This window comes from Solitalea longa (assembly GCF_002920915.1).
GTDB classification, from domain to species: domain Bacteria; phylum Bacteroidota; class Bacteroidia; order Sphingobacteriales; family Sphingobacteriaceae; genus Solitalea; species Solitalea longa.
In genome coordinates this window covers 117,870-136,422 of the sequence record NZ_PQVF01000005.1, presented here as the reverse complement: position 1 = coordinate 136,422, position 18,553 = coordinate 117,870, and the positions used below count along the sequence as shown (strand labels likewise).

Sequence of the window (18,553 nt, the reverse complement as noted above, 5' to 3'; positions counted from 1 at the left end):
AATTATTAATAATGCCATCTTACAAAGGCCTCCATGGCTGCGTAATCAGCTAAGCCTAGCTGGTTATAAAGTTGGGCTGTGCCACTATTCCGTTCTTCGGCACGTTGCCAGAACTCACGGGCATCTTGACCCTGAAACACCACACCGTCTTTTTGCGATTGATGTTTCCATACTCCAAATCGTTTAATTAAAATTTGTTCAGGACTCATTGGAACTGCCATTTCAATTTCATGAATGTCCCATTCAGCCCATGCTCCGCGATATAACCATAACCAACAATCCCCAATCCAATCAGCATTTGCAGGGTCTGCTTTCAGTCGTTTCAAAGCTTCGAAAACTACATCCAGACAAACTTTGTGAGTACCATGCGGGTCTGCCAAATCTCCGGCAGCAAAGATCTGATGAGGTTTAATTTCCTTGATCAGGTCCATTGTAATCTGAATATCTTTATCTGTAGGCGGATTTTTTTGAACAGCTCCGGTTTCATAGAACGGGAGGTTCATAAAATGCGCATTTTGTTCAGGTATGCCCACAAAGCGGCAGGTTGCTTTCGCTTCTCCAACGCGCATCATTCCTTTGATCTGGCGAAGAGCACTGGTATCTATCTGACTGGTTTTCTTTGTTTTTACGAAAGAAATGATGTCTGAATAAATTTTTGATGCGTCCGCATTATCAAACCCAAATTTCGAGTTAAAACTTACCACGAACTCAGCAAAACGAATGGCTTCATCATCTGCAACCGCAATGTTTCCGGAAGTTTGATAACCTACGTGCACATCATGTCCCTGATCATGTAAACGCTGGAATGTACCACCCATCGAAATAATATCATCATCAGGGTGTGGAGAGAAGATAATAACACGCTTTTTAGAAGGCTGTGCGCGCTCTGGACGAGTAGAATCATCCGCGTTCGGTTTTCCTCCAGGCCAACCGGTAATAGTATGCTGTAACTGATTGAACACATCAATATTCAAATCGTGAGCGTGACCATATTTAGAAAGCAGGTCGCCCATACCATTATCGTTATAATCTTTATTTGTAAGCTTTAAGATCGATTTATCAAGAGTTAATGCCAGGTGACAAACTGCCTTTTTGGTCATGGCGTTATCCCAAACTACTGAATCAACTGCCCAAGGTGTTTTGATCTTGGTTAATTCGCTCGAACAACTCTCGTCAATTACATAAGTAGTATTCGAATGTAATTGCAAGTAAGAAGCCGGAACCTGATCAGTTATAGGACCTTCAACGGCAGTGGCGACAATTTTAGACTTACCCTCGCCCCAACCCATTAATACTATCCGTTTGGCTTTCATAATAGTCGAAACACCAACAGTAACAGCCTTGCGAGGAACATTCTGAATTCCCTGGAATTCTCCTGCAGCTGCAGCTCTTGTTACTTGGTCCAGTGTAATTAAACGGGTTCTTGAGTTTTGCAATGACCCAGGTTCGTTAAAACCAATGTGGCCGTTACCTCCAATTCCTAACAGTTGAAAATCGATACCTCCCAGATTCTCAATTTTTTGCTCATATTCAACGCAAAAAGCAGCTATCTCGTCCTGTGGTAAAGTTCCAGATGGGATGAAATAATTCGATTTAGGAATATCAATATGATTGAACAACTGTTCTTCCATGAAACGGACATAACTCTGCAACGAATCAGGCTGCATTGGATAGTACTCGTCAAGGTTGAACGAATAAACATTCGAAAAGCTCAGTCCTTCTTCTTTGTGTAGTCGAATTAATTCTTTGTAAACTTTAATAGGGGTGGAGCCTGTTGCCAATCCCAATACTACATGCTTTCCATCTTGCTGACGCTCGCGAATTAATTCTGAAATTTCTTTTGCAACGGCAATTGATGCCAGTGAAGAGTTGCTGTAAATTTTGGTCGGAATTCGCTCAAAGCGTGCTCTCCCTTGTTTTTCTGAACTGTAGCCCATATTTAAAGTTTCATTAAAAAAATACCCTGAGAATATATTTTTAGCAAACCATCATTTGCTTTTTTGCTTCGACTCAAAAATAGAATTTTAATTTTATTTTTTTGTCAATGGTAGTTAAAAAAAATTTTTATAAATAATAAACGAGAATTACGAAATGGATAATTGGTCAAACTTTTACAAGGCCGATATTAAATGCTTGAATTTACTACTTTTAAAAACTATTTTACAGTTACATGAAACAACAAATTGCTCGTTTAAATGCTATTTCTAATAAAAGTGAACGTTTAATAGTTGGCCTTATGTCAGGTACATCAATGGATGGACTTGATATTGCACTTTGTTCAGTTAAAGGGGCAGGCCCCTCAACGGGGGTGAAAATTATTCAATTTGAAACCATTCCATTTGACGAAAAATTTAAACTGGAAATAAGAAAAATCTTTGCTAAAGAAGAGGTCAAATTTGAGCAATTATGCGTTTTAAACCCCTTTATAGCAACCATCCATGCGAAATTAATAAATGATTGCTTAAAGAAATGGGGTTTTGAAACGCAATCGATTGACCTAATTGCAAGTCATGGTCAAACGGTCTTTCATGCACCCAAAAGACTGCATCGGAATGAGAAATTTGGAAATGCGACCCTGCAAATTGGAGATGGGGATCATTTGGCGGTGAATACTGGTATTATTACTATCAGCGATTTCAGGCAAAAGCATATTGCCGCCGGAGGCGAAGGGGCTCCGCTCGCAGTTTATGGTGATTATTTGATATTCTCTGAAAAGGGCGAAGATCGAATTATGCTAAATATAGGTGGTATTGCCAATTTTACCTACCTGCCAGCTGATTTGGATCCGACAAAGGTGTTTTCTACAGATGTGGGAACAGGAAATACACTCATTGACGCATACATTCATAAATTTTATCCGGGAATGGCGTATGATGAAGATGGAAAGATTGCCAGATCGGGAAAAATGAATGAAGCATTGCTGAGTGTACTTAAAGAACATTCGTTTTTTAAAGAAGCGTTTCCTAAATCAACCGGACCAGAGCTTTTTAACTCCAATTATGTTGATGAAGTATTAAAAAAAGTTGGTAAAAAAGACATATCTCCGGAAGACCTGATCAGGACATTAACTCGATTCAGTGCCGATGGCATTGTGGAGGCAATTAAAAGTTGTTTTTCAAAAGGTATTAAACTTCATGTTTACGGAAGTGGAGGGGGGATTCATAATCCGTGTATGATGGAAGATATTAAAAGCCAGTTACCTGAGTGTGTTTTTCATACCACAGAGGAGTTGGGCATTATTCCCGATGCAAAAGAAGCTGTATTATTCGCTGTACTAGCCAATGAGTTAGTAGCTGGAGAAGAATCTGAATTGTTTGGAAATGAAGAAAAGGGAACGCCTAAAGTTACGATGGGAAAAATTTCACTTCCTTAAGAAATGCATTAATTCATTCAATCTATAAAATAAAGAGCCGGAAGTAAATGCTTCCGGCTCTTCTAGTTTTATGATTTTGGATTCAAAATATCTTTGATACGTTGTGAAAGGTCTTCAAGGTGAGCCCTGTTGATACCAGTATATTTTGGAGTTGCTGCTGAAATTTGTGCCTGCAGAACTTTTAATTCGGTTTTAGCCAATGGACGAATGTCTGTTTGCGTTTGATCAGGACGACGCTGTGCCGGAGGCAGGTTGTCTTGATTTGGTGGAGGCGTTAATAAATTGGCTAAACGCTCAACATACGCACGCTGTAAATTACGACGATAAGTGTCGATGTTTTTGCCGGCAGCTAATTCATTCCAAACACCACCTCTAACGTCTTTAAATAATTCGGTAACCGTGTACGAATTAGTAGGGCTGGTGGTTTCAAACTCAATTAAACGAGATAGTTTGTCGACATTAAAAATTGAATTTAAAATACTGCTCTGAAATGCTCTGATGCGATCAACAACACTTGATTGGTCGAATTTGCGCAGAATATTTTGATCAATTAACCAAGTTGGAGTCGCTAATGCCTGTTCATTTAAAAACGCAACAGCTTTTTTCTGCATTTCTTTTGAAACCGGAGTGTAAACATCGCCAGGTTGATCGTATGATTTCGGAGTTTCATATACACCGCCGATGTTTTTAGCCACATGGCCCATATAACGATTCCACTGATTGGTTAATTCAGTATACATAGTTTTTAAGTCGCTGTAATCCTTACCTTCTTCATAGGTCCATGTTGCCAGATTAGGAAGCACGCGCTTAAGATTTTTAACACCGTAGGTACTTGCTTTCACGGCATCATTACCTAGGTCTTCGTTTTGTGAACGAGGATCAGCAGGATTCATCTCTGTTCCAAAGAAATACAAAGGGTCACCGGCATGTTTAACAATCATTTTGTTTAAAGTAGATTCCTCTTCTTTTGGTGTTTTAACACCCGGAACTACACGATATCCCCAGTCGATAGCGAATTTATCATAAATACCGATTGCAGGGTAGAGGTTAACACCTTTGTCTTCAGGTTGAGCAACGTAGTTGAATCGTGCATAATCCATAATTGAAGGAGCTGTACCCATTTTCTTTGTAAAGGATGCCGATCGCAATGAATCAACAGGGTAGGCAAAGCTCGAACCGTAATTATGACGAAGGCCCAGTGTATGACCAACTTCATGTGATGAAACGAAACGAATTAATTGTCCCATTACCTCATCTTTAAATTTGAGGGTCCGTGCATCTGGGTTTACTGCCGCAGTTTGAATAAAAAACCAGTTACGCACTAGTTTCATCACGTTGTGGTACCAACCAATGTGACTTTCAATTATTTCACCCGAGCGAGGGTCGGCAATATGCGGTCCATATGCATTAGGTATTTCTGAAGCAAAGTATCTGATTACAGAGTAGCGCGCATCTTCCGTGCTGAATTCGGGATCTTCAGCGGGTGATGGAGCTTCTTTACAAACAATTGCATTTTTAAAGCCAGCTTGTTCAAAAGCTTTATTCCAGTCGTTTACACCTGCAATAAGGTAAGGACGCCATTTTACCGGAGTGGCAGGGTCAATGTAATAAACAATCTGCTTTTTAGGTTCTACCAATTCACCACGCTTGTAGGCTTCTAAATCTTTAGGCTCCAGTCTCCAGCGACGAATAAAGGTGGTTTTTCCGGCCTGCTGCTCTTCAGCGCTGAAATCAACTTGTGTTTGAGCAAAGTAGCCCACACGATTATCAAAATAACGTGGCATCATCGGCTCTTTAGGCAACAGCAACATGGAGTTATTGATTTCAACAGTAGCAATTGAACCGTTTGCATCGGGAGTAGCTCCATTAACCCGGTAGGTGAAAACATTTTTAACCTCGATGTTTAACGGATAACTTTTTACACTGCTAAGGTATGAGCGGCTGTCATCTACTCCAGCAATGCGATATTTTTTACGCAGGTCTTCAGGAAATGTAAATGAAGGATTGTCTTTAGAAAACAGATCAGTCACGTCAACCACAACTCCTGTTGTATCTTTACTTAAAGATTTAATATCAAGGCTGGCAATAATAGGTTGAACGTTTGAGTTTTGTACCGATTGATACATTTCCGAGCTTTTATCTACCACAATGTCATAAGAGATTTCTCTCAAAAACACTTTTTTACTTTCGTATTTTTCAAAGCGAATAACCTTTGAGTTGAGCTCTTCACCACCATAGCCAAGGCCGTTAGCAGTTTTTGAAGTACGCGTAACCAATAACAGGTCGCGGTTCATTAATGAATCCGGGATCTCGTAAAAATAACGGTCATCCACTTTATGAACAGTAAAAAGGCCCTTGTCAGAAACAGCTTTCGCGGTTATCACTTCTGAATAAGGACGCATGCCTTGTTTTGCCTGCTGAGGCTGCATCATTGATGGCCCAGGGCCGTTGGGGGTTTTTGAAGGTTCAATTTTTTGCTGAGCCATTGCAGAGAATGCAATGCCGGAAGCAAGCATAATTGTTCCTAATAGCTTTCGCTTTGCTGAAAAATTAATCATGTACTCTTTCTTTTAGTAAGGTTAAAGCAAAGCTACATCTTCAACTTATAAGATGGCCAAAAAAGGGAAGCACAACAGAGATTTTACAGAGGGGTAAGAAGTGTTAAACTCTGCGTTTTAAGGTAAGCACAACATAATTGGTGCTATTTTTACGGTGGAATTGAATAAGGATTCCACGGTTGTCTTTTGATCGTAGCAGGTTATCTATTTCAGAAACAGGCATTTCAGAGACAGGTTTCAGGTTGATCGATATAATCTCATCGTCTTTTTGCAATCCGGCTACATCAGCTGGGGAACCAGGCTGTACTAACGAAATAAAATACCGGCGGGTTGTGTTATCTGAAACAAGTTCCAATCCGCTCATATCATGTTCAAAAGGCAAATTGAAATAAGAGTTTGGTTTAAGGAACATCCTTGATTTTTGATAATCGAAGATAACAGTGAATCGTTTTAGCAGGTCATTGCCAATGTTTCCATTCCTGTTACTTACCACTTTGTCAGTCACATCATCATGATTAGGAAATGAGGTAATGATATTGTTTACTTCAATATCGCTGAATGCCAGGTGTTTAATACGGCCAATAAAACCATCAATAGGGCCACTTAAACCGCGACCTAAAAATGCATTTAATGTAGAGTCAGGCACTTTAATATCTGGATTGGTGGAAGGTTCGAGCGAAACCGGGTGTCCGGCTCCTGTATCAATGATCAGTTTTGTTTTTATGGTTTTTGTATCTGTAATTTTAACATCAGCAAAAACATAGGCACGTTGATTTTCTATTAAAAGAGGTACGGGTTTACATTTCTTAGAAGGCTTAAACTGATTAGCGGTAAAAATGGTAATTACCTGGTTAACATAATTGATCTTAACCACAAAGCTATTAAAGAAATCATAGCCAATAATGCCGGCTACAGGCATTCCTACATATGACGAGAGATCGAGCACATCTTTTGGAATAACAGCACCTGCCATGTTCGAGCATTCGGCCTTACCTATGGTCATACGCATACCGGTAACTATTGTCGCCCGCAGATCGGCTCCTTCTCCCAAGCCTTTGATGATAACTTCCCTTCCGGTATTCAAATTAAGAGAATCTTGTATTTCAGGATTAGTGATAAGCATTATACTTACGCCACTATCTAAAATAAAGTTGTACGGCCCATGTCCATTAATATAAACCGGCAGGATAATAAGGTTACGCTGAAACTCAAAAGGAATACTAACCTGTTCCTTTTTATTGGGAAGCAGAAATTGATATTGGGCAAACGAACTAAAACTGAAAAACAATAATAGTATGCTTAGCAGAAATCTTCTGAAAAGTGCCTGATGGATAAATGATATGTTATAGCAACAAATCATTTTTTAGGGATTAAATTTTTCGACAAATAGATAAATTGGTTTGTGTCGAGAGTCGTAAATTAAATATACTAAAAAATGCCCTTCGAGCCTAGCTTTATATGTAATATTTTTAATGGATAATTAAGTATTGATTTAAACGTAGGGAGTATTGTGTGAAAAAGAGAAGTCTAACTAAACTAATAGGCATATTCTATGCAAATAGATTAATTCGAGATAGAATAAAAAAGGCGGGATTTTCTATAGAGAATCCCCCCTTTCGATTAAGTAGTCCGTTTATTTTTGGTTAGAAAATGGAATGGAAAATCCGAGAGTAATATTTCTCCCCATTCCTAAGATTCCAATTTCTTTAAAGCGACTTAAATGGTCAATGTAATTGGTATTACCAAGATTAACGCCGGCGAGGTACATCGAAAAGAGTTCTTTACCCGAAGCAGAACGAATAGTGGTTCCTGTTGTGGCGTTTAAAACGGAATAACCATTTGATGTGGTTTCAAAAGGATCAACTTTGTCTTGTTTAAAACTAGTTTCCAGCCCTAATGAAATAAACACATTGGAAACTTTTGCATTTTTCTTTCCGTTGAAATTATAACGAATGCTATTGATCAATTTGGCTTGAGGGATAAACGGAAGATTGGTGTTTGTATTATTATTTGTACCCCTGGTATAAGCAAAGGAATTTTCGAAATGGAGCTGATCAACAGGGTGGATATCGAATCTGAATTCAAAACCACGAAGTGAGGAGTTTCCCTGGATATAATGATATACCGGGAATAACTGACCGTCAATATCTATTTGTTCATTGTTAATGTTTTGGTAATAAATATAATCGTTAATGAAATTATAATAGCCGTTTAACTCCACACTAAGGTATTTGTCCTCCCAATTAAGAGCCGCGTCAAATTGTAAACTGGTTTCCTGTTTCAAATTGGGCTCTCCTTTTTCGTAACGGAAAGTACCTTCGTGAATCCCATCGGCACTCAATTCGGCGATGTTGGGCGCTCGAAAACCACGGCCAACATTGGCCTTAAATCCAAGTTTTTCTGTTAATTGCCAGGTTAGTCCAATCGAACCCGACAGGTTTGAAAAGCTGCTGTTAAAAGAGTTGAACTGATACTCTTGTTTTCCATTAATTTTACGCGCATCAAATCGTAAACCGGCATCCAAAGTAACTTTATCCCAAGCTTTTTTAACATAAGCAAAGGCTCCTCCGGTAAACATATCGTAAGCAGGAATAAGGGCCTCTTCTCCTTTATTGCTATTGTTTTGAACTGTACCCGAAAGACCTAATACCGGCGCCCAGCCATCATACTCTTCGAAATAATATTTAGTATCTAATGAATAGGTGTTTAAATAGAAATAAGTGGCAGGATCAGTAGCCGTTTCCTCCAGTTCCCTGCGCTGGTTATTTTGAAAGCCAATGGTGGTTTTTAAGAAACCGGAGCCTAGCGTAACATTGGAGTTGAACGTTAATTTTTGGTGTGTTACATGCTGAAAAGGCAGAAACATCGAACGACTTTTCAAATCACTTTCGCTAACCGGATTTCCATCAATATCAACAAAACTCCCATTTTCGTTCCGTTCCCCTTCTGTTAAGCCAATTTTGGTGTTAAACAGCGTATAAGTTAAATGGGCAAAGCCCCACGATTTGTTAAAACCTAACATCGCCGAAAGGTCGCTTTCATTAAAAGCACTGTTATAAACTCGTTCAGTAGGTGTTTTAAAGGACATGGCGTTTTTATAAGTTCCATTTAGCCGATACACAAAGCCATCCGTATTGCCCTGAAATTGGAGATTGCTGGCCGTTAAGCCATTGTTGGTTGAATAGTTTGAAGTCAGTTGGCCGTTATGCTCTCCCGGAGCCGAAACAACCGGATCAATAATATTGATCACTCCGCCCAAGGCATCAGAGCCGTAAAATAAACTGGCAGGGCCTCTAAGCACTTCAACCTTTGATGCCGAATATTGATCGATCTCAATCCCGTGTTCATCTCCCCATTGTTGGCCTTCCTGCTTTACGTCATTGCTAAGCGTTACAATACGGTTGTAGCCTAATCCTCGGATTACCGGTTTTGAAATAGCACCTCCAGTTGTTATTTGTGAAACTCCCGGAACGGTTTTAAGTGCATCAATAATATTGGTAGCACCTGATTGCGTCAATTCACTCTTTGAAATGGTTTCGATTGTGGTACTGTTCTTAGAATTCTTTCCCAAAATGGGCGACCCTGTCACTACCACTTCATCGGCTTCAATTACTGAAATCTCCAGCTGAAAATCGGCTTTTGAAGTTTTGCTGAAATCAACCAATTGGGATATGGTTTTATAGCCCAACCGGCTTACTGCTATTAATAGTTTCGCCTTTGGCACGTTGATCAACGTATATTCTCCCTCACTATTAGTAGTAGATCCTAGTTTTAAGTTCGAAATACTTACAATAGCACCTTGTAAAGGTTCACCGGTTTGTTTATCTGTAACCCGACCGCTAACGCTGGTTATAGAATTGGCATAAGCTGATGTGGTGTTCGCCATTAAGCCGGCCAGTAATAAAATCAATAGATAACTGCGAAGCATAAAAAATATATTGTCGAAGACCCAACACGAATGGTTGTTCTTCTGCGAGAAATAATTTTGATTAATAAGTATGGGTAAACCCTTGGGTATTTGCTGCAAGCAGGCCTGGGTTAAACGAAAGCAACCACAGTGTTTTTGTGTGCCTTAAAGAAGATTTAACTAAGGGAAGGAGGGCCTCTTAGCTGTTTTAAAGCAATGTTAAAGAGTTGAGGCTGTAAGTTTTCAGAATGGTAAATTTTGTAACTAAAGATATTGAATGGGATGGGAGAAGTGCTTTCGGTTAGGAAGTCTTTAACAAAATGGTAACTGCAGATCAAACATTGGCCCGAGTTGTCTTTTATTTTAATTACGTGTTGCGTAGACTCAGCCGATTCTTTACTGCTATGATTGTGGAAGGCGGCAAATGGAACCAAAGTTATTAGGAAAATAGCTAATAGCCAACCTGATAACAGTTTTTTTAAAGTTCGTTTTTTTGCACTGTGAATCACGGCTCAAATATACCTCAGGCATCAACCTAAAACAAGCCACAACAAGTAACAAAGTCTTTATTAATGGAAAAGATAAATGGGCTTATGTGCACTATAAAACGCTGCAATAAATAAATCACAGCGTTTCACGGAAGCACAGAGTAATTAACTTAAAATAAATTGTTCAACGTTTCATCATCCACCAGGTTTGGCAGGGTAATTTTTAATGAAGGCGTTCTGTCCATTTCTCGTTCAATGGCAAAACGAGCTTCTTTATTGCGAGCCCAGCTTCGGCGCGCTATACCATTGTTCACATCATAAAACAACATGTTTTGCAGCTTTTGGGCAGCAGCTTCGGTTCCATCGAGTAACATTCCGAAGCCTCCGTTAATTACTTCACCCCATCCAACGCCTCCGCCGTTATGGATTGACACCCAGGTAGCGCCTCTGAAACTGTCGCCGATCACATTTTGTATAGCCATATCGGCGGTAAATCGGCTGCCATCATAAATGTTGCTGGTTTCTCTGAATGGAGAATCTGTTCCACTTACATCATGATGATCCCTGCCTAGCACCACTGGTGCTGATAATTCACCCGATTTTATAGCCTCATTGAATTTCAAAGCAATTTTAGCACGACCTTCTGCATCAGCATAAAGAATACGAGCCTGCGAACCCACCACCAGCTTGTTCTCTTCCGCGTTTTCAATCCAAATGATGTTATCCTGCATTTGTTGCTGTATTTCAGCAGGTGCTGTTGTTTTGATTTCAGCTAAAACTTCTTTGGCGATACGATCAGTTATTTGCAGATCTTTAGGATTAGCGGAAGTACAAACCCAACGGAATGGCCCAAAACCATAATCAAAGCACATAGGCCCGAGAATATCCTGAACATAAGAAGGATATTTAAAGTCGATGCCGTTTTCAGCCATTACATCGGCCCCTGCTCGGCTACATTCGAGCAAGAAGGCATTCCCGTAGTCAAAGAAATAAGATCCTTTTGCACAATGACGATTTACAGCCGCGGCATGACGTCTTAATGACTCCTGAACTTTTTGTTTGAATAACTCAGGATTGATTGCTATCAGTTGATTAGACTCTTCAAAACTAAGTCCGACCGGATAATAACCTCCAGACCATGGATTATGAAGTGAGGTTTGGTCCGACCCGATTTCAATAAAGATTCCTTCCTTGTCAAAACGTTCCCACACATCCACCACATTACCAAGGTAGGCCAGTGAAACTACTTCCTGCTTTTCTTTTGCATCTTTTACGCGTTCCACCAATAAACTTAAATCTTCTATTAATTCATCTACCCAGCCCTGCGCATGCCTTTTTCTGGCAGCGGCCGGATTAACTTCGGCACAAATAGTTATGCAGCCTGCAATATTACCGGCTTTAGGCTGAGCTCCACTCATGCCTCCTAAACCGGCTGTCAAGAAAATCTTTCCTTTTGAACTTTCACCTGTTTTCAGTTGCTTTCTGAAAGCGTTCATTACAGTAATGGTTGTACCGTGCACAATTCCCTGAGGACCTATGTACATGTATGAACCAGCGGTCATTTGTCCGTATTGGGTAACACCGAGGGCGTTAAATTTCTCCCAATCATCAGGTGTTGAGTAATTCGGAATCATCATTCCATTGGTTACTACTACGCGCGGAGCAGTTGCACCTGAAGGAAACAATCCCTGTGGATGCCCGCTGTAGATATTAAGGGTCTGCTCATCGGTCATTATAGCAAGGTATTGCATGGTGAGCAGGTATTGCGCCCAGTTTTGGAAAACGGCGCCATTTCCGCCATAAGTGATCAGTTCGTGTGGATGCTGTGCAACTGCAGGATCCAGGTTATTCTGGATCATCAGCATGATTGCCGCGGCATGAATACTCTTGTGGGGGTATTCATGAATTGGGCGAGCGTACATTGCATAATCAGGGCGGAAGCGATGCATATAAATCCGGCCATATTTTTCCAGCTCTTCCAAAAACTCTGCAGCTAACTCTTGGTGCCACTGCTCCGGAAAGTAACGCAGCGCATTACGCAGGCTGAGTTTCTTTTCTTCTTTACGTAGCACCTGCTTTCTGATAGGTGCATGGCTAACAGTAGTATCGTATGGTTTTCTTACAGGTAATTGAGCCGGAATTCCCTGAAGTATTTCTTCTTTAAATGTCATAACAGTATTGATGGGTTTTTAATCTGATTATTAACGAATTAACATCAATGGTTTAATGCAAAAATAAGCGCTACTTTTGATACCTATAAATACCAATTTTGTCACTTGTTAATAACTATGAGTTATCAAATAGAGTTGCGTCATCTGAAATATTTTCAGGTATTAGCGGAGGAATTAAAATACAGAAAAGCTGCTGAAAGGGAATGAGCAAGTTTTACAAATACTAATTTATAGGTATTTTTTACTGAAATTTAAATATGTTTCTTTGAAAGAAAAAACCATGAATAAAAAGCTAGTGTATTCTCTTTTTAGTGCGCTAAGCGCCTTGCTATTATGCTCCATTATTTTTCAGGCTTGTAAAAAAGACGAATCCCAAGATCCCAATGTTTCTCTAGCACTTGTCAGTTCTGATACAGAAATTATGCCTTATCAGTTTGTAAGATTTGAGTTGCCTGAGGGAGTAACGCCCGAAAACATCAATGCAGAGTCTGTAACGGTAACTATAGGAAACGTAACAGCCAACGCTTACCCTGATAAAGAGGAATTTGCAAAAAAGATTTACGCGTATTATTTGATGGTACCTGAGTTGCCGGCAGGTGAGCATAAATTTTTAATCAATGTTGCAGGAAACAAGACCGCTGAAGTCAATATCAAGGTGAACTCATTTACAAAAATAGCCGACCCGGATGCTTATATTCAGGCTCGTCAAACGGCATTTGAACAAGAAGTTGCGTCAGCCTTACAGCAATATGACGCACTAGTAGTGGCCGGAAAAATTAGTTCAGCAAAGGCCGAGAGCTTAAAAAGCTTTGTTAAGTCATGCAATGAAAGCAACAAAGCCGAAATTGCAGCATTATCTGCTGAAGAACGGAAAATTTATGTGCAGCTTATAGAGGCAAACAAATCATGGTTGAATGAATTTAAACAAATAGCTGCTCAAAACCCGGCTACTAACTTTTATAATAAGAGTGTAGCAACTAATAGTATACGTGCTACTGAAAGTGAGGGAACTTACACTTGTGAGCAAAAAAGAGTTTTGGCAAATCAAAACCAAGGAACTCCGTATGGTGATTACTATAACAAACAAGCCGCCGTATGTGAAGCGGAACAGCAGGCTGCCCAGGTAGAAGCTAATAAAAAATTTACAGGCAAAATGCAGAATGCATATAATGCAGCTAAGGAAGACTGGAAAAATACGAATGGTGTATTTAAAGGCTCTAAAGCATTTGTAAGTACGTTTATGAAGGAGGCCGGTAAAGGCATGCTTGAGTTAGCATTTGGTGAAGATAACCTCTCCGATCCTTTTGCTGCCTTTAGTATGGATAATTTGTTTAAGGGAAATGAGACGAGTAGTAGGGTTATAGAATCTTCGTCTTTATATAAAATTCAAGAAAGTGCGAGTGATAACATTTTCGAATTAGATAAAGAATATAACTATAGTGCTGAAATAAGCTTTGTTAATGCAAGTAGACAAAATGCATCGTATCTTCCAGCGATTACAGAAATTGTTAATGGGATCGATGCATATAATAGTGCGATGGTTGATTTAGGACAGTTTTTACCATATGCTCCAACAATAGAAGTACCTGTTTCTAAGTCTGAAAAGGTAGCTGTTGCAGGATATACCATTGATCAAATTAGTGATGCTCGAATCGTTCTTAGTAAGAACAAAGTTGGTAATAATGATGTGGTTAAATTTTCATTAAAGGCCCCTGTTGTTCAGGAAAACATTAACTTCAGTTTCAGGGTAAACTATCAATCAGGTTATGGAACGGTTTCAAAAGTTGTTCAAGCCACTTTACATCAGTCAATTGATAAAATTTTAGTGAATGCCAGCCCTTGGAAGGCAACTGAGTATGTTGAAAATGGCGTTGATCAATTTACAATGCATGAATATCACAAATGGAAAGGGTGTAATGATATTGAATATATCAACAAGGAGCAGTTTTTAGAGGGTAGCTATACGTTTGCCTTAAACGGAACATCCACTTCTTCCGAAAAATATCATGAGATTTATTTTGAATCTCCTCAGGGGAATTGTGTGGTTAATAAAGTAGACCGTGTTCAAGCATATAACAGTACATTTACATGGAGCTATAATTCAACAGGAAGCACTATAACGTATTATATGAATGGTCAAGTCGTGAATACTTTTACTGTTTCTATCCAAAATGGAGCTCTTAAAGTTACTGGCAACGGGATCAATATAACGATGCAAAAAAAGTAATAAAGCGAATTACTACATTTAGTTAAGTTCAAATAAAAAGGTGATTCCATTAAATCACCTTTTTATTTTCAACCTAGGATTCAATAGGCTGAACAATATCGCCGCGTTGTTTAAGGCCATTCTTCAACATTCTATCAAATTCCGCCGGTAAATTGCATCGCGCTTTATGCATATTCATTTTTTCTTCTCCAAATTCAAAATTAGCTAGTGAACCAAGGTAAAACTCATCAGGGTTTATAGACTGCTTTTTATCAGGCAGTTGAAGCACCATTTTATTAGATCAGGGCTTTCTGCCACTATGGTCGGTAAAAAATAAACACTACTTTTGATGCTTAACAATATCAATTTCGCTGCTAATTAATAACCATGAGTTATCATATAGAGTTGCGCCATCTGAAATATTTTCAGGTTTTGGCCGAGGAATTAAAATACAGAAAAGCTGCTGAAAGATTATTTATTTCTCAGCCAGGCCTCAGTCGGCAAATTAAACAAATGGAAGAGCGGTACAACGTTAGTCTGTTCGACCGGACCAAAAAGAAGGTGGAATTAACCGAAGCCGGTAACTATCTGAAAAAAGAAGTTGACTTTATTTTCAATCACCTGGAAACCATTCAACAGCAATTAGAGAATATTAGTTTAGGGAAGGAAACCGAAATTCGGATCGGCTTTTTAGGTTCGGCGGCGCAAAGGGTCATTCCAGATTTGTTGCTAAACTTAAACAAAGAATACCCGGGAATCAGAACAGTTTTAGAAGAACTACCCAATAAATTACAAGTAGAACTCATCGAAAAAGACAAGCTTGATTTGGGTTTTGTGCGCACACATCAATTTAAGGAAGGAATTGCTAAGCACCTTGTTCATCAGGACACCTTTTCACTGGTCTTGCCGGTTAGCCATCCGATCAATAAATCGAGCTACGAATCGGTAAAATCACTCGGCGCCTCGCCTTTTATTTTTTTCTCAAGTGATGATAGTCCTTTTTACCACGATTTAATTATGAGCATTTGTGAAGACCATGGATTCAGGCCTCAGGTTTTTCATAAATCAGTAAATGCCCTTACCATTTTTAAACTGGTGGAAGAAGGTTTGGGTATTGCCATCGTACCAACAGCACTTCAATATGGTTTCAACTTGAATGTTAAGTTTTTAGAGCTCAATTATATCCCACAACGCACTCAACTATTTGCCATTTGGAAGGAAAATAACCGAAAGCCAGCATTGGGAAATGTTACGAAATTGTTGATCGGAAAATGAGTATTGGGTATGAAATTATTTATCGTAATAACGAACGTCATTTATTAATAAGAAGAAAGCTGCATTTATTATTTCTTGTTTAGACAAAGGTAGAAGGTCTTTATTTAAAAGAATCAATTTGCAGATCTTCATTCCTAAAGTGCCATTAAACAGGAAGAGAGAGATTAAACGGTATAAGGCTAAAAAAAGAAAGGGGATAATTGGAAAAAGTAAAATGAATGAAGGAGGAAAGCCTTCATTTGGAAGAATTTCTGAAATTAATATTAAGAGAATGAATGCAATAATTAGTGCTCCATCAATCAGTCCTGCAACAATTCTCTTTAAATAATCCGCTTTGTAAAAAACATTGTCAATTTCATTATTAGATGGCAGCTGTATCATTTAATTCAGAATTTATCTGACCGAATATAGAAAATCCTTTAACCATTGCAAAAAAAGGTGATAAACGATAACGCCTATCACCTTCACTTTTATTTCTATAAGTCCTTAGTTACTTTTTGCCGGTCTAAATGGATTCACCCAGCTTATGAAAGGTGCAATTTTGCGTGTTTGAATCCAAACCCTGCCTTTTCCGCTGAAGCGACAAACCAAGCCTTCTCCTGAGAAAAACAACGATTTGTAACCGCCAACTTTTGAAATCTCGTACTGCAAGCCTTCAGTAAAGGCAACAATATGTCCGGTGTCAACCACATAGCCATCTTCCACATCAATAGGAATAATACCTCCGTAAGAGTTAAACCATAAGTCTCCCTGACCCGAACATTTGATCAAAAAGAAACTTTCTCCAGAGAAGAAGCCCCTCATTAAACCCTGAAATTTAGTTTCAACATTGATGCTATCTGCAGAAGCCAAGAAAGCGGTGTTTTGCAAATAAATAGTTTCGTTATTCAGGTAGATATGTTCAACATCTCCTGGGCATGCAGGAGCTAATTGTATATCGCCACTGCCATTTTTTGCTGAAAATTCATTAATAAATAATGATTCACCGGTTAAGAAACGTGAAAATCCACCTTTTAATTTGGTTTTCATTTCAATGTTGGTGTCCATGGTAGCCATCGCTGCAGCTTCTACTTTAAGCTTTTGTCCGGCCGGTATATTTACGGTTACAAAGCCATAATCAGGTTTGCAATCCATTTTAAAATCAAATCCTTTTTTATCCTGAGTTTCCATCTATTTTCTAGGTTTTAATTTTACTCCCAAAATATTTCCAAATGAGGTGGTATTGTGCGATTGTATCCACACCGTTCCCTGACCTTTAAATTTACAAACCAAGCCTTCGCCGCCCAAAATGGAGCTGATCCAGCTTTTTCCGGCTTTCGTAAGTGAAAAGTTTAAGCTTTCTTCAAAAGCCACAATGTGACCGGTATCAACAATGTATTCACCATTCACCTGAATCGGATAAATGGCGCCAAATGAATTTACCACTACGGTTCCTTTTCCCCTGATTCCCAGCCAGAACAAACCTTCTTTAGAGATCAGCGATTTAAAGCCCTGCCAGCTCATGTCAATATCAATATCAGGAGTACTGGCAACATATGAACCGCCTTGTACAATAATCCCTTCGCCGTTCAATTCTTTCACCAACATATCGCCGGCGTGGGTAGCACCCAGCCATACGGTTCCGCCCTGGTTACCTGCAGTGTAATGGTTCAGGAAAAAGCTTTCGCCGCCAAGCATTCTTTTTAAGCCTTTTATAATGCCACCCGATGATTTCTTGTGGGTGGTGGTGGTCATGTGAACCGAAGGGCTCATGGCAATCATGGCTCCTGCTTCGGCAGTGAACTCCTGGCCGGGAGCAAGGCTAATCTCTGCTGCCGTCGACCCGGGACGCATTTTTAGCGTAACGTTTAATTTATTACTGGTTATATCTGTAATTAGTGATTCCATTTTGTTGATTTTATAAGTGTCTGTTTACCCAAGATGCCAGGCCGGCAATGTTGCGGGTTTGTAAATAAATTTTACCTTGTCCTTCCACACGGGTAACAAAACCTTCTCCTCCAAAAAGACTTGAAAAAATACCGCCCGCTAATTGAGGCTTAAGTTTCATACCAGGCTCGTAAGCCACCAAGTGTCCTGAGTCAACAATATATTCACCGTTAATTTCTTTTTCGATGATACCTCCGTAAGCGCCAAACACCACTTTCCCTTTGCCCGAAGCTACCAGTTTAAAAAGACCTTCGCCGCCGATAAAGGAACCAATGCCGGCCCATTTTACTCCCAGTTTTACACCTGGTTCAGAGGCAATGTAAGAGCCTTGCTGAATACAATAACTTTCACCATCCAGCTCTTTAACGGTGATGTCGCCCGGGGTTGGTTGGGTAAGGTGCAGGCTCAGCGTTTTGTTGGTGTTATTGGTAAAATGATTAATAAATAGGCTTTCTCCTCCGAAAAATTTGCGAATTAATCCGCCAAGGAGGCCTCCGTTAAATTTTGCATTCATATCTAACTCTGCCGACATGCTCGACATGGCGTCAGATTCTGCAATGAATGTTTCGCCGGGATGCAACTCCACTATCACGTGGGCAAAAACCGGTTTTCCTTCTACTGTTAAGTTCATTGTAAAGTTTGATTAGAA

At 39.5% G+C, this 18,553-nt stretch carries 13 protein-coding genes; 3 read left to right on the top strand and 10 right to left on the bottom strand.

Going from position 1 to position 18,553, the window contains the following annotated elements:
- Positions 1–5 precede the first annotated feature (5 nt).
- On the bottom strand, positions 6–1,937 hold the full coding sequence (nagB, locus tag C3K47_RS08110; RefSeq protein WP_103788621.1) for a glucosamine-6-phosphate deaminase: 1,932 nt from the start codon (positions 1,935–1,937) through the stop codon (positions 6–8).
- 233 nt (positions 1,938–2,170) lie between these two features.
- Here nagB and C3K47_RS08105 point away from each other — a divergent pair, with 233 nt between their 5' ends.
- Complete coding sequence (locus C3K47_RS08105) at positions 2,171–3,373, top strand: anhydro-N-acetylmuramic acid kinase (RefSeq protein WP_103788620.1); 1,203 nt, start codon at positions 2,171–2,173, stop codon at positions 3,371–3,373.
- Between the two features lie 68 nt (positions 3,374–3,441).
- Here C3K47_RS08105 and C3K47_RS08100 read toward each other — a convergent pair whose 3' ends face one another.
- The 4 genes from C3K47_RS08100 to C3K47_RS08080 form a co-directional block, all read right to left on the bottom strand.
- Positions 3,442–5,931, bottom strand: coding sequence for a zinc-dependent metalloprotease (locus C3K47_RS08100; RefSeq protein ID WP_165784657.1), 2,490 nt, complete (start codon positions 5,929–5,931; stop codon positions 3,442–3,444).
- A 103-nt stretch (positions 5,932–6,034) separates the two neighbouring features.
- A complete protein-coding gene (locus C3K47_RS08095) occupies positions 6,035–7,291 on the bottom strand; it encodes an aspartyl protease family protein (protein ID WP_103788619.1) in 1,257 nt (418 codons plus the stop codon).
- A 273-nt stretch (positions 7,292–7,564) separates the two neighbouring features.
- Complete coding sequence (locus C3K47_RS08090) at positions 7,565–9,859, bottom strand: TonB-dependent receptor (RefSeq protein ID WP_243392518.1); 2,295 nt, start codon at positions 9,857–9,859, stop codon at positions 7,565–7,567.
- A gap of 637 nt (positions 9,860–10,496) precedes the next feature.
- On the bottom strand, positions 10,497–12,497 hold the full coding sequence (locus tag C3K47_RS08080) for a urocanate hydratase (protein ID WP_103788617.1): 2,001 nt from the start codon (positions 12,495–12,497) through the stop codon (positions 10,497–10,499).
- A gap of 280 nt (positions 12,498–12,777) precedes the next feature.
- Between C3K47_RS08080 and C3K47_RS08075 the strand changes: the two genes are divergently transcribed.
- Positions 12,778–14,724, top strand: a complete 1,947-nt coding sequence (locus C3K47_RS08075) for a hypothetical protein (RefSeq protein WP_133159352.1) — start codon at positions 12,778–12,780, stop codon at positions 14,722–14,724.
- 73 nt (positions 14,725–14,797) lie between these two features.
- Here C3K47_RS08075 and C3K47_RS08070 read toward each other — a convergent pair whose 3' ends face one another.
- Complete coding sequence (locus tag C3K47_RS08070; RefSeq protein ID WP_103788615.1) at positions 14,798–14,995, bottom strand: hypothetical protein; 198 nt, start codon at positions 14,993–14,995, stop codon at positions 14,798–14,800.
- Positions 14,996–15,090: 95 nt separating this feature from the next.
- On the opposite strand from C3K47_RS08070, the gene C3K47_RS08065 reads away from it, so the two are divergent.
- Positions 15,091–15,978 carry a LysR family transcriptional regulator gene (locus C3K47_RS08065; RefSeq protein WP_103788614.1) on the top strand — a complete coding sequence of 296 codons (888 nt, stop codon included), beginning with the start codon at positions 15,091–15,093 and terminating at the stop codon, positions 15,976–15,978.
- A 15-nt stretch (positions 15,979–15,993) separates the two neighbouring features.
- On the opposite strand, the gene C3K47_RS08060 is transcribed toward C3K47_RS08065, so the two are convergent.
- From C3K47_RS08060 to C3K47_RS08045, 4 genes are all read right to left on the bottom strand, one after another.
- The gene (locus tag C3K47_RS08060) at positions 15,994–16,359 is read right to left on the bottom strand and encodes an RDD family protein (RefSeq protein WP_103788613.1); all 366 of its coding nucleotides are present in this window, start codon (positions 16,357–16,359) and stop codon (positions 15,994–15,996) included.
- A 105-nt stretch (positions 16,360–16,464) separates the two neighbouring features.
- Entirely contained in the window at positions 16,465–17,148 is a 684-nt protein-coding gene (locus tag C3K47_RS08055; RefSeq protein ID WP_103788612.1) for a TIGR00266 family protein, read from the bottom strand.
- On the bottom strand, positions 17,149–17,865 hold the full coding sequence (locus C3K47_RS08050; protein ID WP_103788611.1) for a TIGR00266 family protein: 717 nt from the start codon (positions 17,863–17,865) through the stop codon (positions 17,149–17,151).
- Between the two features lie 10 nt (positions 17,866–17,875).
- On the bottom strand, positions 17,876–18,535 hold the full coding sequence (locus tag C3K47_RS08045) for a TIGR00266 family protein (RefSeq protein WP_103788610.1): 660 nt from the start codon (positions 18,533–18,535) through the stop codon (positions 17,876–17,878).
- Positions 18,536–18,553 lie beyond the last annotated feature (18 nt).